Origin of the sequence: Stutzerimonas chloritidismutans (assembly GCF_038562055.1) — a bacterium.
In the GTDB taxonomy this organism is placed as follows: Bacteria; Pseudomonadota; Gammaproteobacteria; order Pseudomonadales; family Pseudomonadaceae; genus Stutzerimonas; species Stutzerimonas chloritidismutans_A.
In genome coordinates this window covers 377452-398909 of record NZ_JBCFXD010000001.1, presented here as the reverse complement: position 1 = coordinate 398909, position 21458 = coordinate 377452, and the positions used below count along the sequence as shown (strand labels likewise).

Here is a 21458-nt window from a genome sequence, read left to right as displayed (position 1 = left end):
GGGCTTCGTTCGTCTGGCGGGAGCTATCAGCTGTTAGGCAGGATGCGACAGGTGATGCTTTTGATATAGCGGGTCTCGGGGATCGCCGGATGCACCGGATGGTCCGGGCCCTGTGATCCACGCTCGAGCAGCTGGATGTTGCGATCCAGATGGCGGGCACTGCCGAGCAGGATGTTCTGCAGGTTGTCTTCTTCGAGGTGCATCGAGCAAGAGGCGCTGACCAGGATGCCGTCCTTGTTCAGCAGGCGCATCGCGGTTTCGTTGAGACGACGGTAGGCGGCCTCGCCGTTCTTGATGTCTTTCTTGCGCTTGATGAATGCTGGCGGGTCGGTGATGACCACGTCGAAGCGCTCTTCGGCGTTCTTCAGCTCCCTCATCGCTTCGAAGGCATCGCCTTCCACGCAGGTCATTTTCTCCGCAACGCCATTGAGCGCGGCGTTGCGCTCGACGCCATCCAGCGCAAACGCGGAGGCATCCACGCAGAACACTTCGCTGGCGCCGAACGCTGCCGCCTGTACGCCCCAGCCGCCGATGTAACTGAACAGGTCGAGCACGCGCTTGCCTTTGACGTAGGGCGCCAGGCGTGCGCGGTTCATCCGGTGATCGTAGAACCAGCCGGTCTTCTGGCCTTGAAGCACAGGGGCTTCGAACTTCACGCCGTTCTCTTCCAGCGCAACCCATTCCGGAACTACACCGAAGGCGGTATCGACGTAGCGCTCCAGCCCTTCGGCGTCGCGGGCACTGGAGTCATTTTTCCACAGCACGCCGCGGGGCTTGAGGACCTGCACCAGGGCTTCGAGCACGGCATCCTTGTTGCGCTCCATGGTCGCCGAGGCCAGCTGCACAACCAAGTGGTCGTGAAAGCGGTCCACCACCAGGCCTGGCAGCAGGTCCGAGTCGCCATAGATCAGGCGGTAGCACGGTTGATCGAACAGGCGATCGCGCAGCGACAGAGCGACCTGGATGCGGTGCACAAGCAGCGACTTGTCCAGGCTGTGCTTGAGATCTCGAGACAAGAGACGAGCACAGATGAGGTTGTTTGGCGAGACGCCGACGATGCCCAGCGGCTTTCCGCCCGCCGCTTCGAGGATGGCCTGATCGCCAGCGGCAAAACCACTCAGCGGTGTGACTGCGGTGTCCACCTCGTTGCTGTAAACCCACAGATGGCCGGCGCGCAGGCGGCGATCGGCGTTGGCTTTGAGGCGCAGGCTGGGCAAGCTCATCGGGAGGGCTCCGGGAAAAGGGCGCGATTATAGGCCAGAGGGCTGACAAAAGCGCTGGCTGGTTGAGCGCAGGGCAATGGCCTAGGCTGGACGGAAGGGCGTTGAAAAGGGGGCTGTGCAAAGGATCGCCGGCGATTGGCTGCATCCTAGGCTTCAAAGAGCACCGAACCTAGGGTGGATCGATGAAGCGCGATCCACCCTAGGTTCAGCCTCCAGCTTCCATCAGGCCGCAAGGGCCTGGATCAGGGCTTGACTGAAGGCCGGAATGTCATCCGGCTTGCGGCTGCTGATCAGGTGTCCGTCAACCACGACCTGCTCATCGACCCAATCGGCACCGGCGTTCTTAAGATCGTCGGTCAGCGAAGGCCAGCTGGTCATCTTCTTGCCCTTGACCAGACCGGCCGAGGCCAATAGCCAAGCGCCATGGCAGATCACCGCGATGGTCTTGTTCGCTCGCGCCGCGTCGCGAACCAATTCCTGAGCCATCTCGTCGGTGCGGATGGTGTCGGAATTCACCACCCCGCCAGGCAACAGCACGGCGTCATAGTCCTCCATGCGAATGCTGTCGAACGTTTTGTCTACGTGAAACTTGGTGGCGGGTGTGGTGTGGTTCCAGCCGGTGACCTCGCCGTTTGATGACGAAACGATCTCAGCGGTCGCGCCGGCGTTCTCCAATGCTTCTTTTGGACCAGTCAGCTCGATTTGCTCGAAACCATCTGTTACCAGGATCGCTACGCGTTTTCCTTTCAGCGAATCGGCCATCTCGTTTCCTCCTCGTCGGATTGCAAAGTGATCTACTTGAATCCGACCATGAACTCGGCCAAAGTTCGCACTCTTTATTTAGTGGCTTTGTGCTATTCGCCAGGCCTGGCCGTCTCCATGTCCATCGAACTCACCGACGAGCAGATCCGCAGCGTGCTGCAAGGGATCAGTGTTCCACCGCAGCCGCAGATCATGGTTGATCTGCAGATGGAACAGGTCATGCCTGATCCCGACCTACGCGCGATTGCGCGGCTGATCAGCCAGGATCCGGGGTTGTCCGGCGCCTTGCTGAAAACCGTGAACTCGCCGTTTTTCGGCCTTGCCAATCGCATTGCCTCGATTCAGCAAGCCGTCAACCTGCTGGGTTGCCGTTCGGTGATCAATTTGATCAACGCGCAATCGATCCGGGGCGAGTTGACCGATGCCGCCATTGTCACGCTTAATCGTTTCTGGGATTCGGCGCAGGATGTGGCCAGTACCTGTCTGGCGCTGGCCAAGCGTATCGGGCTTCCCGCGCCTGATGAGGCCTATACCCTCGGGCTGTTTCACAACTGCGGCATTCCGCTGATGCTGACGCGCTTCCCTGGCTACATGACGGTGCTGGAGGAGGCCTACGCCAGCGTTGGCGCCGAGACGCGTATCACTGACATCGAGAATCGGGTGCTCAATACCAACCACGCCGTGGTGGGTTACTTTGTGGCGCGCTCCTGGAAGCTGCCGCAGCACTTGTGCGAAGCCATTGCCAACCACCACAACGCCATGGCCCTGTTCAGCGACGAGTGGGGCGATCCGCAGATCAAAACGCTCTTGGCAATCTTGAAGATGGCCGAGCACATCTGCGCCTGTCATCGCGTATTAGGTGAACAGCCCGAAGACCATGAGTGGGATGCCGTGGCGCAGCTGGTGCTCGAGTACGTCGGCCTCTCGGAATACGATTTTGAATGCCAGCGCGACAGCCTCCGCGAGCTGGGTGTCGGCTGACCGGGCTGCGCGTTAGCTGCTAAGGTCGCCATCCGTTCCACACTGCTTGTTTTCTCTGATGCCCGAACTCCCCGAAGTTGAAACCACCCGCCGCGGTATCGCGCCGCATCTGGTCGGCCAGCGTGTCAGCCAGGTCGTCGTGCGCGAGCGGCGGCTGCGCTGGCCGATTCCCGATGATCTCGATGTGCGGCTGTCTGGCCAGCGCATCGAGGGCGTTGAGCGGCGCGCCAAATACCTGCTGATCAAGGCGGAAGTCGGCACCCTGATCGCACACTTGGGCATGTCCGGCAGCCTGCGTCTGGTTCCAGTGGATCTGCCGGTTGGAAAGCACGAGCATGTCGACATCGTGCTGGAAAACGGCATGGCGCTGCGCTACACGGACCCACGGCGCTTCGGCGCGCTGCTCTGGAGCGATGATCCGTTGAGTCATGTGCTGCTCGCCAGCCTTGGGCCGGAACCGTTGAGCGATGCGTTCGACGGTGAACGGCTGTATCAGATGTCGCGCGGACGCAGCATGGCGATCAAGCCCTTCATCATGGACAACGCGGTGGTCGTTGGTGTCGGCAATATCTATGCAAGCGAGGCGTTGTTCGCTGCCGGAATCGATCCGCGGCGTGCCGCCGGCGCAGTGTCACGGGCGCGCTATATGAAGCTGGCCGTCGAGATCAAGCGCATCCTTGCCTACGCCATCGAACGCGGCGGCACCACGCTGCGCGATTTCGTCGGTGGCGACGGCAAACCGGGCTATTTCCAGCAGGAACTGTTCGTTTACGGTCGAGGCGGAGATTTTTGCAAGACCTGCGGCTCGACCTTGCGGGAAATTCGCCTCGGCCAGCGGGCCAGTGTTTATTGCGGCCGCTGCCAGCGATGATCTCGCCTGAGTGCGCAGGCGTTGACGTTGTTCACGATCACTAACCGACGGCCGCTGCTATAGTGGCCAGCACTACAATTACCTGCCTCGTATCGCCCAGCTGAAGGACCACACCATGAATCTGTTTCGCTCCACTGCTGTTGTCTTGGCCCTGACCACAGGTCTGCTGACGATGCCCGTGCAGGCGCAATCGGTACAGCAGAACGCCAGCGGCGATCCGATGTACACCGTCGAAGCCCCCAAAGCCTTCTCCATCGTTGGCGATCTGCTGATTGCCCGGCCGTTGCTGATCGCCGCGACCGTCGTCGGCGCCGGCCTGTTTGTGGTCAGCTTGCCGTTCAGTGCGATGGGCGGTGGAATCAAGGAAACCGGCCATGCGCTGGTCGTCGAGCCGGGCGCTGCAGCCTTTGCCCGCTGCCTGGGCTGCACCCGCGTCGGCTACAACCGCCAGGACTGAATCCCCGCCAGCATTGGCCGTTCGGAAACTGCCATCACGGCTCCGCCGCTTCACAGCGTGCGGAGCCGTTCTGTTTCCGGGCTTCGATTCTGTTTCGTTGGATTGCTGACAGGCGCAGCCAGGCGTGTGAGTGCCAGCCTGTAGCGAGATCGTTTGGAGTTTAAGGCGAGAGGGATTGTTGACCTCACCGCTCGGGTGAGGCCGAAGAGAATGATCAGGCCTTGCCGGTGATGATCATGTACTTCTGCATCAGCTCGTCCTTGCTCTCGACATTGCTCTCGTCGAGGGGGATGCAGTCGACCGGGCAGACTTGCTGACACTGCGGTTCGTCGTAGTGGCCAACGCACTCGGTGCAGAGGTTCGGGTCGATGACATAGATTTCCTCGCCCTGGGAAATCGCGCTGTTCGGGCACTCAGGCTCGCACACGTCGCAGTTGATGCAGTCATCGGTGATTATCAGGGACATCCAGCTGGCTCCAGCTGCGGCATCTGCCGCAGCGCAAGTAATAACGACGCGCCAATTTTGCCGCATCGACTCGCCCGGTGCACGCGGCAGTGCTCACCCTTCCGTCGCTAAGTGTCCGCTGCGCAAAGGCTGGGGTTCTTCAGCGCGAGCCGTAGCGCTCGGTCAGCGCCTTCATCACCGAGGGGTGAACGAATTTGCTGACATCGCCGCCAAGCCGGGCGATCTCGCGGACCAGGGTCGAGGAAATATAGGAAAATTTTTCCGATGGCGTAAGAAACAAACTTTCCACGTCCGGAACGAGCTGGCGGTTCATATTGGCCAGCTGGAACTCGTATTCGAAGTCCGAAACCGCCCGCAGACCGCGCAGCAGCACATTGGCTTTCTGTTCGGTGACGAAGTGCGCCAGCAGAGTGGAAAACCCCATCACCTTGACGTTCGGCAGGTGCGAGGTCACTTCCTTGGCCAGTGCAACGCGTTGTTCCAGCGGGAACAGCGGATTCTTGTTGGGGCTGGCAGCGACGGCAATGATGACTTCATCGAACAGGCGCGAGGCGCGCTCGACCAGGTCGGTATGGCCCATGGTGATCGGGTCGAAGGTTCCCGGATACAGCACTCGATTCATCGCGGCGTCCTGACGCTTGCGTGGGGGGTGGATGGTAGCGGCTCGGTGTCTGCAGCGTAAAGCATCAATGCGGATGGCTGCCGAATGTCAGCACAACGAAGCTGTTCATGGTTTTTTCAACCTTTCGGCCAATTGACTCGAGAGGTTCGCGGCAAGGCCATAGATGGACAATTGCGGGTTGGCACCGATGCTGGTGGGAAACAGCGAACCGTCGTGGATCGACAGGTTGTCCAGCTGATGATGCCGACCAAGGCTGTCAGTGACCGCTTGGCGCGGGTCTTCGCCCATGGCGCAACCGCCCATTACATGAGCACTGCCGAGCCGGGTGCGATATAGCTCGAGATTCAGCCCATCAATCATCTGGCGTGCTTGCTTGAGGCTGACCGCATGGCTGGCATCGTTGTGCAGCGGCAGGACGGCTCTGGCGCCTGCAGCGAACTGGATCTCGGCCATGCTGTGGTAGGCACGGCGGATGCCATCCCAGGTGTAGGGCGTCATCCGGTAGTCGAGCGTGGGCGTGCCGTCGCTGCGCAGCTGAACATCGCCTTCGGCGCTGTCAGGGTGAAATCCATCGCGCATCAACGCAATCATGGCGTTGGTATGTGGCAGCTGTTCCATGCGCCTGGCGTTGTCGGTGCCGGCGCGGCCAAGCAGCGTCGCGGCCAGGGCCGGATGAATAGGCGGCACTTCAAGCTTGTAGGACATACGCCCGCGGGCGCCATCGTCCCATTGGAAATGGTCGGAATAGATCGACTGGGGCGCCCCGTAGAACGGGTTGATCACCTGCTCGAACTGGGCTGCGGAGAAATTCACCAGATGCAGAAAGGTGCGTTTACCGACGCGCTGATGTGGGTCAGGCGCGTCCGAGCGCAGCAGGATGGCGGGTGTGTTGATCCCGCCACCGGCGAGGATGTAGTGGCGAGCACGCACCCGAATCTTGTGGCCGGTCGGCGCGACGCTGCGCGCATCCATGGCGAGGCACTCCAGTGCGGTGACGCGCGACTTGTCCAGAACAAGGCGTTCGGCGCGAGCGAGGTAAAGCAGCTCGCCGCCGGAATCCAGAGTGGCCGGGATGGTTGTCACCAGCATCGACTGCTTGGCATTGGTCGGGCAGCCCATGCCGCAGTAGCCCAGATTCCAGCAGCCTCGCACGTTGCGCCTGATCACCGCCCAGCTGTAGCCGAGTGCTGAGCAGCCGTCGCGGATCACCTGATTGTTGGCGTTGGGCGGCAGTGGCCATGGCTCGATGCCCAGGCGCTGTTCCATGCGTTCGAACCAGAGCGCCATGGATTGTTCGGAAAGCCCTTTGACGGAATGTTCACGCGCCCAATGTTCTAGAGTGGCGGCTGGGGTGCGGAAACTCGATGTCCAGTTCACCAGTGTCGAACCGCCGACGGCACGGCCTTGCAGTATGGTAATGGCGCCGTCCTTGCTGGTACGGCCGATCGCCTCCTGATAGAGCGAGGCGTAGGCGGACGGCTCCTGCATGTCGAAGTCGCGGCTGCTGCGCAGCGGACCTTCCTCGATCAGCAGCACTTTGTAGCCGGCTGCGCTGAGGAACTCGGCACTGGTGGCACCGCCAGCCCCGCTGCCAACGATGGCAATGTCGGCGTCGAGCGTGAGGTCTCGTTCAAACTGCGAACCGTCATGGGTTTTCCAGCCGCGAGCGATACCTTCGGCAATGGGGTCGGTAACAGGCATTTCGGTTCCTCAGGTCGGGCGAGCGGTCTTCGTGTCCATCGCTAGATGACCGGCGGGCCGGGATAACCGCAGTGCCGCCAGGATTCCGGGCGGCCGTACCAGGCCATCAGAATCATCTGCTGAAGCGAGGCATGACCCTGGCGCAACAGTGCGATCGGGCTGTTCTCCCATCGCTGTAGAAACGCCTGTACCTCGCCATCCTGCGCCTGTTCCCAGGCGCCCCAGATGCCCGTCAGCGGGCCGCGGGTGACGGTAAGAGAGAGCAAATCAAATAACTGCTGCACCTGTCTCAACACGGCGGGTGACAGATGGGCGAGCCCCTGATCAAGGCTCGCCAGGGTGCCCTGAAGGGCGCTGGGCATGCTCGATTCCGGCACGGCGCCTTCCAGCAGGACTGGCGTCAGTCGCTGTAGCATCGGCAGGTCGCTGTCGCGCAACTGCGTGAAGCCCGCAGCAGACGGCTCGGCGCGACAGCCAGACAAACTGCCGAGCAGGCCTGCACCGGCCAAGGCGGCGCTGCCAAACAGCCCGACCCTGAGAAGGCTGCGGCGGGAAAAGGATCGCTCGGTACTGGTCATTGTTGTCACCGGCTGCGCTTTTCAGCGCACGAACAACTTGTAGACCAGCTTCTGCAGGGCCTTGCCGTAAGGGGGGTAAATCATTCGCGCGGCATTGAAACGTTGCTTGATAAAAACGCCCTTGGCCTTGCTGAAGGTGAGAAAACCATCGTGCCCGTGGTAATGACCCATGCCCGACGGACCAACGCCACCAAAGGGCAGATCATCCTGCGCGACATGCACCAGCGTGTCGTTGAGACAGACCCCACCGGAATGGGTGTGACGCAGCACATGGCGCTGCTCGCTCCGGTCGTAGCCGAAGTAATACAGCGCCAGTGGGCGTGGACGTGCGTTGACATAGGCGAGCGCCTGATCGATCCCGTCATAGGGCACCACCGGCAGCAGCGGGCCGAAGATCTCGTCCTGCATGACCTGCATCTCGTCGGTGGCGTCGAGCAGCAGGCAGTGCGGCATGCGCCGGTCCTGGCCTTGCTCGAACAGCGGGAGCAGGCGCGCACCCTTGGCCTGGGCATCGTCCAGATAGCCTAGCAAACGGTCATGCTGCCGCCGGTTGACGATGGAGGTGTAGTCCGGGTTGTCCGCCAGCTTTGGATAAAAACGCTGAACGACCTTTTGATAGGCCTCGACAAAACCATCGACGCGCTGCCGAGGGACCAGCACATAGTCTGGCGCGACGCAGGTCTGCCCGGCATTGAGCGTCTTGCCGAAGGCGATGCGCTCGGCAGCGTCGGCGAGTGGCACATCGTTTGAAACGATAGCGGGCGATTTGCCGCCCAGTTCGAGTGTTACCGGGGTCAGGTTTTCTGCGGCGGCGCGCATGACGTGACGGCCAATGCTGGTGCTGCCGGTGAACAACAGATGATCGAAAGGCAGCTTGGAAAACGCGATGCCTACCTCTGCCTCGCCGAGGACAACCGCGACCTGGTCCTCGGGAAAGATCTGCGCGAGCAAGTCCTTGAGTAGTTGACCGGTAGTCGGAGTCGACTCGCTCATCTTCAGCATCACCCGGTTGCCGGCAGCCAGCGCGCCGATCAGCGGGCCGATGGCCAGATACAGCGGGTAGTTCCACGGCACGATAATGCCGACCACCCCGAGTGGCTGATAAACGACGCGGGCGCTGGCGGGCTGAAAGGCCAGTCCTACACTGCGTCTAGAGGGCTTCATCCAGCGCGGCAGAAGGCGTTTGGCGTGGCGAATGCCATGCAGGCTGGGCATGATCTCGGCGAGCCGTGTCTCGTCAGCCGAGCGATTACCGAAATCCTCACTGATGGCATCGATCACCGGCTGCTGATGACTGGCGAGCAAATCATGCAGCGCCTCTAGCCACTGCAGGCGATCCGCTGCAGTAGGGCTGGGGTTGGCCTGAAAAGCACTGCGCTGAAGCTCGAATAACGCCTGTAAACGCTCGGTTTCGAGATGGGTGGAGTGCGAATACACAGCGTCGGCAAGCATGAACGATGCTCCGGAAAGCGACAGATCGAAGATTTCTAGAGTAAAAACTCTAAACTGTCAAACCGGTGCGCGTCCACGGTGGTCGGGTTACCTTTGCGTCCCGGCTCTAGCACAACGAAAGTAGCTTTCCGCAATGTCCCCGAAACCAAGAACCCGCGAGCGCATCCTGCAGGCCAGCCTCGAGCTGTTCAATGCCCAGGGCGAGCGTAGCGTGACCACGAACCACATCGCTGCGCACCTGGAGATTTCGCCCGGCAACCTCTATTACCACTTCCGCAACAAGCAGGTGATCATCGCCGAACTGTTTGATCGATATGAGCGGAATGTCGATGGATTTCTGCAGCTGCCGGAAGGCCGGGCGCTGACCATCGAGGACAAGACCGAGTACCTCGAGGCGCTGCTCTCGGCTATGTGGGATTACCGTTTCGTGCACCGTGACCTTGAGCATCTGTTGAGTGGCGACAACATGCTGGCCGAGCGCTACCGGCTGTTTGCCAGACGCCACTTGCTGAGTGCGCAGAGGATCTATCAAGGCTTCGTCGATGCCGGAATCCTCCGGATGACGCCTCCCCAGGTAGAGGCGCTGGCCGTCAATGCCTGGATCATCATGACGTCATGGGTGCCCTTTCTCTGCACGGTGGACGGGGCCGATGACAAGCGCATGGATAGGCACATGCTACGTCGCGGGATCTTCCAGCTGCTGGCGCTAGAGGAGGGGTTCGTGACAGAGGCTGCACGGCCTGGCGTTTCAAGCTTGTTGGCGCAACTGCACGCCCCGCTCATGAACGGTTGATCGGCCAGCCAGTGAGACCTGTCTTGTCTGCTAAGGCTGCGTCAGCCACTCCGGTATCCGCCGCTCGAGGTAATAGCTTGGCTTGAACGGCGAGCCCTCGACGAAACCGACGTGCCCGCCGGTCCTGTGCAGTTCCAGTGTGGTGGTGGCTGAAAGCTCATCCGGCTCGGGCAGACTATGGCGAAAGACAAAGGGATCGTCCTCGGCCTGGATTAACAGCGTCCGAACGCGGATCTCCGGTAGGAAATAGCGGCTTGAGGCGCGGCGGTAGTAGTCGTGGGCATCGGTATAGCCATGCAATGGCGCGGTGAAGCGGCCATCGAAATCCCAGAAAGTGCGCATGCCCTCCAGCGATCCCAGGCGCTTCAGTGCCGAGAGATGGACGTCATTACCCTTGCTCTCGAAGAGGTGCTGCTTGTCCCTGACATAGGCGACCATCTCGCGCATGAAATGCGCCTGGTACACCCTTGAAAAGCCCAATCCGATACGGTCGGCGCATTGGTCCAAGCGAAAGGGTACGGAAACCGCCACAGCCTTTTCCAGCGGTGCTGCCTGGCCGGTCTCGCCAAGGTATTTGAGCAGCACGTTGCCCCCAAGCGAATACCCCACGGCATAGAGCGGCGCCAATGGCCGTGCGGCCTGTAGGTGAGCGATCACTTCGGTCAGGTCATCGCTGGCGCCGGAATGGTAGGCGCGCGGAAGCAGGTTCGGCTCGCCAGAGCACCCTCGCCAGTTGATGGCGACGCTTGCCCAGTTTCGGCTCGCCAACTGCCGTTGCAGGCCAAGCACATAGAGCGAATTCGATGAGCCGGTCAGGCCATGCAAAACCAGCACGAGCGGTGCCTCGGGATCATGTGGCCCGTGCCAATCGAGATCGATGAAGTCTTCGTCTGCCAGCCATAACCGCTCTCTGCGGCGCTGAAGCAGATGCGCGCGACGGCAGAAGGGGTTCCATAGCGTTTGCAGGTGGCCACCGGGCAACCACCAGGCCGGGGCGAAGGAGGGATCCATTTCAGGTGCAAAGGCTGTATCGGGAATGGTGGCGGACATGATCACCCTGGGTCGATTGCAATGCGATCCGTGTGGCCTGGTTGCCTGGGTCCAACCAGGCCACGGCGCGGCCTGAGCCTTACGCTTCGCCGGTGCGCTCCCACAGCGCGTAGTTCACCTTGCCCGCCTGTTTTTCGCGGTGCCGACGCCAGTTGCCAGGCAGGCCGAGGCTAGAAGGGGCGGCTTCGCTCTCGGTATAAACCCAGGCGTGCTTCGCCAGCCAGCCCCGATTCTCCAACAGGTCGCACGTGGGCTGCAGCAGGTTCTTGTTGAACGGCGGATCTAGAAACACCAGGTCGAAGGGGGTTGGGCTCTGGGTTTCGAGATAGCGCAGGGCATCGCTCTGCAGCAGCTGACCCTGGCCGCACTTGAGCGTATCGAGATGCTTGCGCAGGTTGGCGATGGCATTGGCGTTCACATCCAGCGCGAGGGCCATACTGGCACCGCGCGAGAGGGCTTCCAGGTAGAGCGCGCCACTTCCGGTAAAGGGGTCGAGCACGCGTGCACCGGAGAGGTAGGGCGCGAGCCAGTTGAACAGCGTCTCGCGTACTCGATCAGGTGTCGGTCGCAGGCCTTCTGCGTCAGGGAAGCCGAATCGACGGCTGCGCCATTCACCGCCGATGATACGTAACTGGCCCTGGCCTCCGTGGGCGGTGGGGCGTACGGGTGGATTGGCCATCAATGCTCCGGAACGCTGCTGGGTTGTTCGAGGGGCTTCGTGCTCGGCGGGGGCAGCGGCTTTTGCTCAACCTGCGGACCCGCGGTAACAATCACGAAGTCGTCCGAGCTCAGATGCTTGTTCATCGCGGCCTTGACGTCTTCGACCGACAGCGCCTGGACCTGTTGCATGAAGTCTTCAAGATAGGTCAGCGGCAGGTCGTAAAAGCCGATGCTTCCCAGCTGACCGACAATGTCGCTGTTGCTCGCCGTCGACAGCGGAAAGCTGCCAGCAATTTCGCGCTTGCTGCGCGCCAGCTCAGCGTCGGTTGGCCCCTTTTCCAGATATTCGGCTACCAGACGCTGAACCAGCGCCAGCGTGCCTTCGGCCAGTTCGGCACGGGTCTGCAGATTGATCATGAACGGGCCGGCGACCTGCATTGGGCTGAAGCCTGAATAGACGCCGTAGGTCAGGCCGCGCTTTTCGCGAACCTCTTCCATCAGGCGCGTGCCGAAACCGCCACCGCCAAGTATCTGATTGCCCAGGTAAAGCGCGGCGTAATCCGGATGGTCACGGGGAATACCCAGTTGCGCCAGCATCAGGTGAGTCTGGTTGGAGGGGAAATCGATGTGGTGAGTGCCAGCGGTTGGCTCGCTTGGTGATGGCGGTGGCGCCAGCGCAGGGCCCTGGGGCAGTGCCGCGGAGACCTGCTGGGCGATGGCTTCGGCTTCCTCGCGGCTCAGGTCGCCAACCAGCGCAATCACGGCGTTACCGGCGGTGTATCCCTTCTGATGAAAGGCGCGCAGCTCTTCGACGCTGATGCCGGGGATCGACTCCGGTGTGCCTTCACTGGCGTGAGCATAAGGATGATCGCCATAGAGCTGCTCGAACAGTTCGAGGCTGGCAAGCTTGCCTGGGTTCTGTTTCTGGAACTCGAAGCCGGCCAGGACCTGGTTCTTGATTCGCTGCAACGAGTCTTCGGGGAAGGTCGGTTGACCGACGACCTGGCTGAACAGCTGCAGCGCCTGCTCGCGTTTTTCCGTCTCGCTCAGGCTGCGCAGACTGGCGACCGCCATGTCGCGGTAGGAGCCGTTGCCGAAATTTGCGCCCAGGCCTTCGAAGCCCTCGGCGATTGCGCTGACATCCTTGCCTTCTATGCCTTCGTTGAGCATGGCATTGGTCAGCATGGCCAGGCCGGGCACGCCGTCATCCTGGCTGCTGCCAGCGGCAAAGGTCAGGCGCAGGTCGAACATGGGCAACTGATGCGCCTCGACAAACAGTACCTTGGCGCCGCCATCGGTCTGCCAACTCTGAATATCGAGTTCACGACGGGCCAGCGGTTTGTCGCCGAGCTCGGCCAACGACTCGAGCTGTGTGCGAGCGGCTTCGTCCTTTTTGGCGTCAATCGCGATGGCCTGTCCGGACTCGGCCGGCGTGGCGACGGTTTCTTCGGTCGGTACCGGAATGGATAGGACCGCATCGCCGGCTTCTTCGGTGCAGGCGGCCAGGCCGAGGCAGGACGCCATCGCCAAGCCGAGCAGGCCGCGACGCAACAGGTGGCGATCACTCATCGCTGGACTCCTCGGGTAGAACATGGGCAACGCTCAGGCGTGAGCGAGTGAAATAGGTACGGGCTGCTTCCTGAATATCCTCTGGCGTAACGGCCTCCAGGGCGCTGAGCTCTTCATCCATCAGCCGCCAGGAGAGCCCGACAGTCTCGAGTTGACCGATGGTGGTCGCTTGCTGGGTGATGGAGTCGCGCTCGTAGACCAGTCCGGCGATGACCTGAGCGCGGACCCTTTCCAGCTCCTCGGTCGAGGGCGCAGTCTGCTTGAGCCGTTCCAGCTGTTTCCAGAGACCAGCCTCGACTTCTTCCAGCGTCCGGCCTTTCTGCATGTTTGGCGCAGCGCTCAAGACAAACAGCGTGTCGCCGCGGGCGTAGGCGTTGTACCAGGCCGAGGCGCTGGTCACCAATTCCTCGCCTCGTTCGAGTTGCTGGGGCAGGCGTGCGCTGTAGCCGCCGTCGAGCAGCGCACTGATCAGCCGCAGTGCATGGATCTGCCTTGGGTTCTCACTGGTGGCCAGGCTCTGTGTATTGAAAGCCATGATCAGACTGGGGACCTGGGTTTGCACATGCAGGCGCAGCTGGCGCTCGCCAGGTTCTTCCAGTTCCAGTGGACGCTTGGCATTTGGTACGTCCTTTTTCTTGATCGGTCCGAAGTATCGTTCTGCCAAGGTTCGGACTTCATCGACCGTAACGTCACCAACCACCACCAGGGTTGCGTTGTTGGGCGCATACCAGCGCTCGTACCAAGTGCGTAGGTCCTCGCTGGTCATTCGCTTGAGATCGGCCATCCAGCCAATCGTCGGGATGTGGTAACCGCTGGCCGGGTAGGCCATGGCTTGGAAGCGCTCGAAGGCCAGCGCGCTGGGCTTGTCGTCGGTACGCAGGCGGCGCTCTTCCATGATTACTTCGATTTCGCGCTCGAACTCCTCTGGCGGCAATTTGAGGCTTGCCAGGCGATCGGCTTCCAACTCAAAGGCCACGGCCAGGCGGTCGCGCGCCAGTACCTGGTAGTAGGCGGTGTAGTCGTCGCTGGTGAACGCGTTCTCTTCGGCGCCCAGTTCGCGCAGGATGCGCGAGGCCTCGCCCGGGCCAAGTTTGCGGCTGCCCTTGAACATCATGTGTTCGAGGGCGTGGGACAGGCCTGTGTGCCCGGGCGACTCATAGCTGGAGCCAACCTTGTACCAGAGCTGGGAGACCACTATCGGTGCCCGGTGATCTTCTCGCACGATCACCTTGAGGCCGTTATCCAAAAAGAATTCGTGGGTGGGCTGGGCTTCGGCAGCCATGACCAGCGGTAGGTACAGGGTGCTGATTAGCAGGGCTGCGGCGCGGCGTAGCATCAAAGGCATAATTAAGAAAGGCTCGTTCAATGATCGATCCCGCCCGCGAGCACGTGGGCTGGTGAGGACGCGCGAGTCATGGTACTGGGGCCCTTGTGTCAGGGCAAAGGCATATGGAGATGCAGTGCCGGCGCGGCAAGCTGGGCGGATGGCCACGCTTAGCGAAGGCCGATGCTCAATGCTAGGATAGCGCCCGTCCGGCTGGTGGCATGTCCGCTGGCGTATCGCCCTTTTGAGAAAATCTTCTCCATGTTTGGTTCAAACGACGACAAGAAGGCGCCGGCCGATGCTGGCGAGAAAAAAGGCCTGTTTGGCTGGTTTCGCAAGAAGCCGCAAACACCTGCGGCCGAACCGCCGCCTGCCGAGCCGCTGGAAGACAGCCAGCCGTTCGCCGACGAGCCCGATACCGCATTGCCCGACGAGGCAGGGACGGTCGAAGAGTCCCTGCCTGCGGAGCCGGAGCCTACCCAGGCGGAGCCCGAAGAGGAGCGGAAGATCAAACTGGCCGCTGAACTGCAGCTTGAGCCCGAGGTAGAGCCCGAGCCTACGCCGGAGCTGGTTCAGCCTGAAGACGTGCCCGAATCGCCAGTGTTGGCCGAGATTGCCGTCGAGCCGGCCCCGGCTCCGGTTGTCCAAGAGCCTCCAGCCAAGCTCGGCTTTTTCGCCCGGCTCAAGCAAGGTCTGTCGAAAACCAGCGCCAGCATTGGCGAAGGCATGGCCAGTCTTTTCCTTGGCAAGAAAGCCATCGATGATGATTTGCTCGATGAGCTGGAGACCCGCCTGCTGACTGCCGACGTTGGCGTAGAGGCCACCACGGCGATCATGCAGAACCTGGCGCGGCGAGTCTCGCGCAAGGAGCTGGCTGACAGCGGTGCGTTGTATAAAGCGTTGCAGGAAGAACTCGCCAGCCTGCTCAAACCTGTGGAACAACCGCTGCTGATTGACGGCAGCAAGCAGCCGTTCGTGATCCTCGTGGTAGGTGTCAACGGCGTTGGCAAGACCACGACCATCGGCAAGTTGGCGAAGAAGCTGCAACTCGAAGGCAAGAAAGTCATGTTGGCCGCAGGCGACACCTTCCGTGCGGCTGCAGTCGAGCAGCTGCAGATCTGGGGTGAGCGCAACAACATCGCGGTGATCGCCCAGCACACGGGGGCGGACTCCGCTTCGGTGATCTTCGATGCGGTGCAAGCGGCCAAGGCCCGGGGCATCGATGTGCTCATCGCCGACACTGCCGGGCGCCTGCATACCAAGGACAACCTGATGGAGGAGCTGAAAAAGGTCCGTCGGGTGATGGGCAAGCTCGATGAAACTGCGCCGCACGAAGTGCTGCTGGTGCTCGACGCCGGAACCGGTCAGAACGCGATCAACCAGACCAAGCAGTTCAATCAGTCGGTCGAGCTGACCGGCCTGGCACTGACCAAACTCGACGGTACCGCGAAGGGCGGCGTGATCTTTGCTCTGGCCAAACAGTTCGGCACGCCGATCCGCTACATCGGCGTTGGTGAGGGCATCGATGACTTGCGAGCCTTCGAGGCGAACGCCTTCGTCGACGCCCTGTTTGCCGAGAAGGGGACGGGCGGAGCCTCGTCATGATCCGTTTCGAACAGGTGGGCAAGCGCTATCCCAACGGCCACGTCGGATTGCACGAGCTTTCCTTCCATGTGCAACGCGGCGAGTTCCTCTTCGTCACCGGGCACTCCGGCGCCGGTAAGAGCACCTTGTTGCGTTTGCTGCTGGCGATGGAAAGGCCCAGTAGTGGCAAGCTGCTATTGGCCGGCCAGGATCTGTCGCGAATCAGCAATGCGCAGATTCCGTTTCTCCGTCGGCAAATCGGCGTGGTGTTCCAGAACCACCAACTGCTGTTTGATCGCACCGTGTTCGACAATGCCGCCCTGCCGTTGCAGATCCTCGGGTTGAACAAGCGCGAAATCGGCCAGCGTGTAATGACCGCGCTCGAGCGCGTCAGTCTGAAGGACAAGGCGCTGCAGTACCCCTCCGATCTCTCCACCGGTCAGCAACAGCGGGTCGGCATTGCCCGCGCCGTGGTGCACCGCCCGGCATTGCTGCTTGCCGACGAACCGACCGGCAACCTCGACCCGCGTCTCGCGGCTGAAATCATGGGCGTATTCGAAGATATCAACCGCCTCGGCACCACGGTGCTGATCGCCAGCCACGACCTGGCGCTGATTGCCCGCATGCGTCACCGCATGCTCACGCTGCAACGTGGCCGATTGATCGGCGACGGGGAGGCTACCCGATGAGCGCACCCGAGCAGAACCCGAATCCAGCCGAACGCGCGGGCGGTGTACGCAACAAGCCCGAGCAGCCGAAGAGCGATGAGCCGGACTTCAACACCCTGTTTCATGCCTGGGTTGAAAGCCACCGAGCCAGCGTGGTGGATAGCGTCGGCAGGCTGATCAAGCAACCGATCGGTAGCTTCTTTACCTGCCTGGTCATGGCGGTCGCATTGAGCTTGCCGATGGGGCTGGCGCTGTTACTGGACAATGTCGAGCGGCTCGGCGGCTCCTGGCAGCGGGCGGCGCAGATTTCGCTGTTCATGCAGCTGGATGTGGACGGGGCGCAGGGGCAGGTGTTGCGCGAGCAAGTTCTGGCGATGCCCGACGTGTCCGAAGCCAGCTGGATCAGTCGCGAGCAGGCGCTGGAAGAGTTTCAACAGCTGTCGGGGCTCGGCGAGGCCTTGCGGGAGCTGCCGGAGAACCCGCTACCCGGGGTCATTTTGGTGACGCCCAACGAAGTTGATCGCGATAATCTCGAAGCGCTACGCCAACGCTTGGCAGAGTTACCCGGCGTCGAGCAGGCACAGCTGGACCTGCTCTGGGTCGAGCGGTTGACCGCAATTCTCAAATTGGGTGATCGGTTCGTGTTCGGGCTTAGCCTGTTGCTGATCGCGACGCTGCTGCTGGTCATCGGTAATACCATCCGCCTGCATATCGAAAACCGGCGCACCGAGATTGAAGTGGTGAAGCTGGTCGGCGGTACCGACGGCTACGTGCGGCGTCCGTTTCTCTACATGGGCGCGTTGTACGGGCTGGGAGCAGGCCTGATGGCCTGGGTCTTGTTGGCTTATGGGCTCGGCTGGTTGAACGAGGCGGTCATAGGCTTGGCTGGCTTGTATAACAGTGACTTTGGTCTGGCAGGTGTGCCAGCCGATGACGGGCTCTCGCTCGTGCTGGGTGCCGTGCTGCTGGGTTATATAGGCGCCTGGCTAGCCGTGGCGAGGCATTTGAGCGAGCTTTCTCCTCGCTAAGTTGTTGATTTAGATGGATTTATTAGGCTGTAAGGAAACTTTTCCACAGGCTTGCAGTCTCATGCGGCAGTGCTAAACTGCTGCAGCTTCATTTTTGGAGGACCTGCATGACATCTAATCTCCAACCTGTTCAAGCCCTGGTCCCGGGAGGCAATCTCGAGGCCTATGTGCAGACGGTCAACAGCATTCCGCTGCTCACGGTCGAGCAGGAACGCGACTTGGCTGGACGTCTGTTCTACCAACAGGACCTCGAGGCCGCCCGTCAGATGGTGCTGGCCCACCTGCGCTTCGTCGTACACATCGCCCGCAGCTATTCCGGCTACGGTCTGGCACAGGCCGATCTGATTCAGGAAGGCAACGTCGGCCTGATGAAGGCGGTCAAGCGCTTCAACCCGGAAATGGGTGTGCGTCTGGTTTCTTTTGCCGTGCATTGGATCAAGGCCGAAATCCACGAGTTCATCCTGCGCAACTGGCGCATCGTCAAGGTCGCCACGACCAAGGCGCAACGCAAGCTGTTCTTCAACCTGCGTAGTCAGAAGAAGCGTCTGGCCTGGTTGAACAATGACGAGGTCGAGCGGGTCGCCGACAGCCTCGGCGTTGAGGCTCGCGAAGTCCGCGAGATGGAAAGCCGTCTCACCGGACATGACATGGCCTTCGATCCTTCTGCCGATGCGGATGATGACAGCGCCTACCAGTCGCCAGCGCATTATCTCGAGGATCATCGCTACGACCCGGCGCGGCAACTCGAGGATGCCGATTGGAGCGATAACTCCAATTCGAACCTGCACGAAGCGCTGGACACGCTCGATGAGCGTAGCCGCGACATCCTTCAGCAGCGTTGGCTGAGCGATACCAAAGCGACTCTGCATGATCTCGCTGCCAAATATGGGGTTTCTGCAGAGCGGATTCGTCAGCTCGAGAAGAATGCGATGAACAAGCTCAAGGGTTCCATTCAGGCTTGATAGTAATGGCCTGAATCTTCATCCCGAGCCCAAAGGCGCTGCAACTGCAGCGCCTTTTTTTATAGTCGACCCAAAGGAAGGGGGCACATCCGGATTATCGCTGGCATCAGCGGCAGTGCCTGGAACTCTCCAGACTGTCGGTAAGGGCAATCAATAATTGGGCCGCGCTGATGGGTTTGTGTAGCCAGGTGATCCCCGTATCTTTGGCATTCTGCTCGAAATGGCTGGCCGCCGATATCACGATAATCGGCAGATCACGCGTGTCAGGGTTGCGACGCACTTCGTCAATCAGCTCGCGTCCGCTGCCGTCAGGCAAATGTAAATCGAGCGTCATTGCCTCGTAGCGGGTGCTGGCCAGCTTGTCTCGTGCCGCGTGCAGGCTCTGTACGCGGTCAACCGCATAACCGGCATCGCGCAGCATCAGCAGCAGCAACCGGCCGGTGTCCGGTTCGTCTTCGATCACCAGCAAGCGAGGCTGGCCTTGGTCTGGTGCCAAGGTGGCCGACTCGAGGATTGGCAACTCGCACCAGAACGTTGTGCCTTGGCCCTCGGCTGTATCAAAGCCGACACGGCCGCCCATCCGCTCGATGAATTCCTTGGTAATGGCGAGGCCCAGGCCAGTGCCGCCCTTCTGGCGGCTGTCGGAGGCATCCGCCTGCGCAAATTTTTCAAATACCCGCGTCTGGAAGCTTGCCGGGATGCCCGGCCCCTGATCGGTCACGCTGATGCGAACATGGGTGGGATCAGGCTGGCTGCAATGCAGAGTGACCTGCCCACCTTCCGGGGTGTATTTGATCGCGTTCGAAAGGAAGTTGGTCAGTACTTGCTGCAGGCGTAACCCGTCGACCCATACCTGCACATTGATCGGGTCACACAGCATGCAGCTCACCCCAAAATGTGCAGCGAAGGCCTGGTTGCTGATCAGTGCCTCGTCCAGCAATTGGCTCAGCGAGTGCTCGCGCATATCGAAGGTCATCTTGCCTGCGGTGATTTTTTCCATGTCCAACAGGTCGTTGATCAGGTAACCCAGCCGCAGGCTGTTGCGGTGCGCGATCTCCAGCATCTGCTGGATGGCAGGCGGTGTGTCGCCCAGGGCGCCGCCAGTGATCAGGCCCAAGGCGCCGCTGATGGATGTCAGAGGGGTGCGCAGCTCGTGGCTTACCGTTGAGACGAACTCGTCTTTCATTTGCTCGATGCGCTTGTGCTCGGTCAAGTCCATGCTGGTGCCGCTGATCCGCAGCGGCTGGCCGTCGCGGTCGCGCTGGATGTAGCCGCGGATCAGCACCGGCGTGATCTTGCCGCTTTTGTGCTGCAGACGTAGCTCGGTGGTGAAGTGATCGACCGCCGATAGCATGGTCTTGGCCAGTTGGGTCCGTTCCTGAGGCAGATCCTCGGCTACGATGAGTCGCTCCCAGAGCTTGAGATCCGAACTCAACTCGCCGGGACGGTAGCCGAGCATGTGCCAGGCGCGAGGCGATGCATAGAAGGTTCCCGCTTCTAGGTTCATGTCCCACAGCCCGTCATTACTGCCTTTGAGGGCAAGGCTGAGACGTTCTTCGCTGAGCTGAAGAGCGCGTTTGTTTTCCCGGATGTCTTCGGTCATCTGCTGGGCCAGCGCCTCAGCACGGCGGCGTCTGAGCAGCAGCGAAAACGTCAGCAGGAACAGCAACGCGCTCAGGCCGGTCCCGAGACCCGTTATCAGTCCTTTGTTGGTATGGAAAAACTCCTCGAAGGCCGGACGACTCTCCAGGCGCAGCGTCCATGTCTGGCCATAGAGATTCAACTGCACCACCTTGCTGTATTGGGCTTGCCCGACATCAGGAGCATCTTGACTGACAAAGATCAGCTGCTCGGCTTGCTCGGTATCGCCTGCGTATATGTGCAAGCTTAGGTTGGGATTGGCGGCGCCGAGAATTCCTCGCATCAGGTCGTCCAGCCGGTAGGGGCTGTAGACGAAGCCCATTAACGCTTGCAGGCGCTGGGTCACCGACGTTAACGGCTCATCAGGATGGTAGAGCGGTACATACATAAGGATGCCTGCCTGTACCTTGCCGTGAGTCTCCTGGCGTAACGTGACTTTCCCTGTGATCTGGGTTCTTCCGGTTTCAGCAGCGCTGAGCATGGCCTGCCGGCGAACCGGCTCGGAGAACATGTCAAAGCCGAAAGCGGCCAGGTTGCGATCGCGGAAAGGTTCGAGGAAGACGATGGGGGTATATAGCGAGCGGTCCGTTCCTTGCGGGTAGACCTCGTAGTCGGCATAGCCTTCAGCCCGGACGCTCAGCACATGGCTTTCGAGATCAGACGGCCGCAGGGCCTTGGCAAAACCGACCCCCTGAATGCCCGGGTAGCGCTCACCCAGGTGCAGGCGCTCGTTGTATTCACGCCACTGCGCGCGCGATACCTCTCCAGAAGCATCAAGCAGCCCAGCTGCCCCGAGCAGGATCTGCTCGTGGTCCGTCATGCGTTTATGAATGGCTTCAATGGTGGTGTTTACCAGCAGGTCAAACTGCTTGAGCGCGGCCCGCTCCTCTTTCATCTGCAGATGATTGAGAAGGGCCAGCTGTACCAACAGCGCCAACCCGAGGACGAGCCAGGCGATGCTGTTACGCCAGTGAAAGAATTGCCGCACCTTGCTGAACGGTGCACTTGTTTCGCTCATGCTATCTGCCGTGCGTGAGTGACGAATGGCGAGAAGGTGACGTCGCCC

20 protein-coding genes are annotated in these 21458 nt (G+C 61.0%); 8 read left to right on the top strand and 12 right to left on the bottom strand.

From position 1 onward, the window contains the following. Nucleotides 1-26: 26 nt before the first annotated feature. Nucleotides 27-1223, bottom strand: a complete 1197-nt coding sequence (locus AAGW23_RS01790) for a class I SAM-dependent rRNA methyltransferase (protein WP_342404638.1) — start codon at nt 1221-1223, stop codon at nt 27-29. 222 nt (nt 1224-1445) lie between these two features. Further along, complete coding sequence (locus AAGW23_RS01785) at nt 1446-1985, bottom strand: type 1 glutamine amidotransferase domain-containing protein (RefSeq protein WP_342404637.1); 540 nt, start codon at nt 1983-1985, stop codon at nt 1446-1448. 117 nt (nt 1986-2102) lie between these two features. Here AAGW23_RS01785 and AAGW23_RS01780 point away from each other — a divergent pair, with 117 nt between their 5' ends. The 3 genes from AAGW23_RS01780 to AAGW23_RS01770 all read left to right on the top strand — a co-directional run bounded on the left by AAGW23_RS01780 (nt 2103) and on the right by AAGW23_RS01770 (nt 4294). Next, on the top strand, nt 2103-2966 hold the full coding sequence (locus AAGW23_RS01780) for an HDOD domain-containing protein (RefSeq protein ID WP_342404636.1): 864 nt from the start codon (nt 2103-2105) through the stop codon (nt 2964-2966). Nucleotides 2967-3024: 58 nt separating this feature from the next. Next, nucleotides 3025-3837, top strand: a complete 813-nt coding sequence (gene mutM, locus AAGW23_RS01775) for a bifunctional DNA-formamidopyrimidine glycosylase/DNA-(apurinic or apyrimidinic site) lyase (RefSeq protein WP_342404635.1) — start codon at nt 3025-3027, stop codon at nt 3835-3837. Between the two features lie 115 nt (nt 3838-3952). Further along, on the top strand, nt 3953-4294 hold the full coding sequence (locus AAGW23_RS01770) for a hypothetical protein (protein WP_045423621.1): 342 nt from the start codon (nt 3953-3955) through the stop codon (nt 4292-4294). 214 nt (nt 4295-4508) lie between these two features. Here the strand turns inward: AAGW23_RS01770 and AAGW23_RS01765 are convergent, their stop codons facing one another. From AAGW23_RS01765 to AAGW23_RS01745, 5 genes are all read right to left on the bottom strand, one after another. Beyond that, the gene (locus tag AAGW23_RS01765; protein WP_045423623.1) at nt 4509-4760 is read right to left on the bottom strand and encodes a YfhL family 4Fe-4S dicluster ferredoxin; all 252 of its coding nucleotides are present in this window, start codon (nt 4758-4760) and stop codon (nt 4509-4511) included. 139 nt (nt 4761-4899) lie between these two features. Continuing rightward, nucleotides 4900-5382 carry a pantetheine-phosphate adenylyltransferase gene (gene coaD, locus AAGW23_RS01760; RefSeq protein ID WP_029404817.1) on the bottom strand — a complete coding sequence of 161 codons (483 nt, stop codon included), beginning with the start codon at nt 5380-5382 and terminating at the stop codon, nt 4900-4902. Nucleotides 5383-5487: 105 nt separating this feature from the next. After that, on the bottom strand, nt 5488-7083 hold the full coding sequence (locus AAGW23_RS01755; RefSeq protein ID WP_342404633.1) for a GMC family oxidoreductase: 1596 nt from the start codon (nt 7081-7083) through the stop codon (nt 5488-5490). A 41-nt stretch (nt 7084-7124) separates the two neighbouring features. Then, a complete protein-coding gene (locus AAGW23_RS01750) occupies nt 7125-7661 on the bottom strand; it encodes a twin-arginine translocation pathway signal protein (protein WP_342404632.1) in 537 nt (178 codons plus the stop codon). Between the two features lie 21 nt (nt 7662-7682). Continuing rightward, nucleotides 7683-9113, bottom strand: a complete 1431-nt coding sequence (locus AAGW23_RS01745) for a coniferyl aldehyde dehydrogenase (protein ID WP_342404631.1) — start codon at nt 9111-9113, stop codon at nt 7683-7685. 133 nt (nt 9114-9246) lie between these two features. Here AAGW23_RS01745 and AAGW23_RS01740 point away from each other — a divergent pair, with 133 nt between their 5' ends. Next, nucleotides 9247-9906, top strand: a complete 660-nt coding sequence (locus AAGW23_RS01740) for a TetR/AcrR family transcriptional regulator (RefSeq protein WP_342404629.1) — start codon at nt 9247-9249, stop codon at nt 9904-9906. A 30-nt stretch (nt 9907-9936) separates the two neighbouring features. Here AAGW23_RS01740 and AAGW23_RS01735 read toward each other — a convergent pair whose 3' ends face one another. From AAGW23_RS01735 to AAGW23_RS01720, 4 genes are all read right to left on the bottom strand, one after another. Beyond that, entirely contained in the window at nt 9937-10917 is a 981-nt protein-coding gene (locus AAGW23_RS01735; protein WP_342404939.1) for a hydrolase, read from the bottom strand. A gap of 118 nt (nt 10918-11035) precedes the next feature. After that, entirely contained in the window at nt 11036-11635 is a 600-nt protein-coding gene (rsmD, locus tag AAGW23_RS01730; RefSeq protein WP_342404628.1) for a 16S rRNA (guanine(966)-N(2))-methyltransferase RsmD, read from the bottom strand. Then, nucleotides 11635-13185, bottom strand: coding sequence for a pitrilysin family protein (locus AAGW23_RS01725; protein ID WP_342404627.1), 1551 nt, complete (start codon nt 13183-13185; stop codon nt 11635-11637). Before AAGW23_RS01725 ends, rsmD begins: the two co-directional genes overlap by 1 nt. Continuing rightward, nucleotides 13178-14530, bottom strand: a complete 1353-nt coding sequence (locus tag AAGW23_RS01720) for a pitrilysin family protein (protein WP_342404626.1) — start codon at nt 14528-14530, stop codon at nt 13178-13180. The genes AAGW23_RS01725 and AAGW23_RS01720 overlap by 8 nt, the downstream gene beginning before the upstream one ends. A 240-nt stretch (nt 14531-14770) precedes the next feature. Between AAGW23_RS01720 and ftsY the strand changes: the two genes are divergently transcribed. The 4 genes from ftsY (at nt 14771) to rpoH (ending at nt 18751) form a co-directional block, all read left to right on the top strand. Then, nucleotides 14771-16114: a signal recognition particle-docking protein FtsY gene (gene ftsY, locus AAGW23_RS01715; protein ID WP_342404625.1), complete on the top strand. Its 1344-nt coding sequence runs from the start codon at nt 14771-14773 to the stop codon at nt 16112-16114. Continuing rightward, on the top strand, nt 16111-16782 hold the full coding sequence (gene ftsE / locus AAGW23_RS01710) for a cell division ATP-binding protein FtsE (protein WP_073299191.1): 672 nt from the start codon (nt 16111-16113) through the stop codon (nt 16780-16782). Before ftsY ends, ftsE begins: the two co-directional genes overlap by 4 nt. Beyond that, complete coding sequence (gene ftsX, locus AAGW23_RS01705) at nt 16779-17789, top strand: permease-like cell division protein FtsX (protein WP_102836647.1); 1011 nt, start codon at nt 16779-16781, stop codon at nt 17787-17789. The genes ftsE and ftsX overlap by 4 nt, the downstream gene beginning before the upstream one ends. Nucleotides 17790-17896: 107 nt before the next feature. After that, the gene (gene rpoH / locus AAGW23_RS01700; RefSeq protein ID WP_102836648.1) at nt 17897-18751 is read left to right on the top strand and encodes an RNA polymerase sigma factor RpoH; all 855 of its coding nucleotides are present in this window, start codon (nt 17897-17899) and stop codon (nt 18749-18751) included. 106 nt (nt 18752-18857) lie between these two features. On the opposite strand, the gene AAGW23_RS01695 is transcribed toward rpoH, so the two are convergent. Further along, nucleotides 18858-21410 carry a hybrid sensor histidine kinase/response regulator gene (locus tag AAGW23_RS01695; protein WP_342404622.1) on the bottom strand — a complete coding sequence of 851 codons (2553 nt, stop codon included), beginning with the start codon at nt 21408-21410 and terminating at the stop codon, nt 18858-18860. Between the last annotated feature and the right edge of the window lie 48 nt (nt 21411-21458).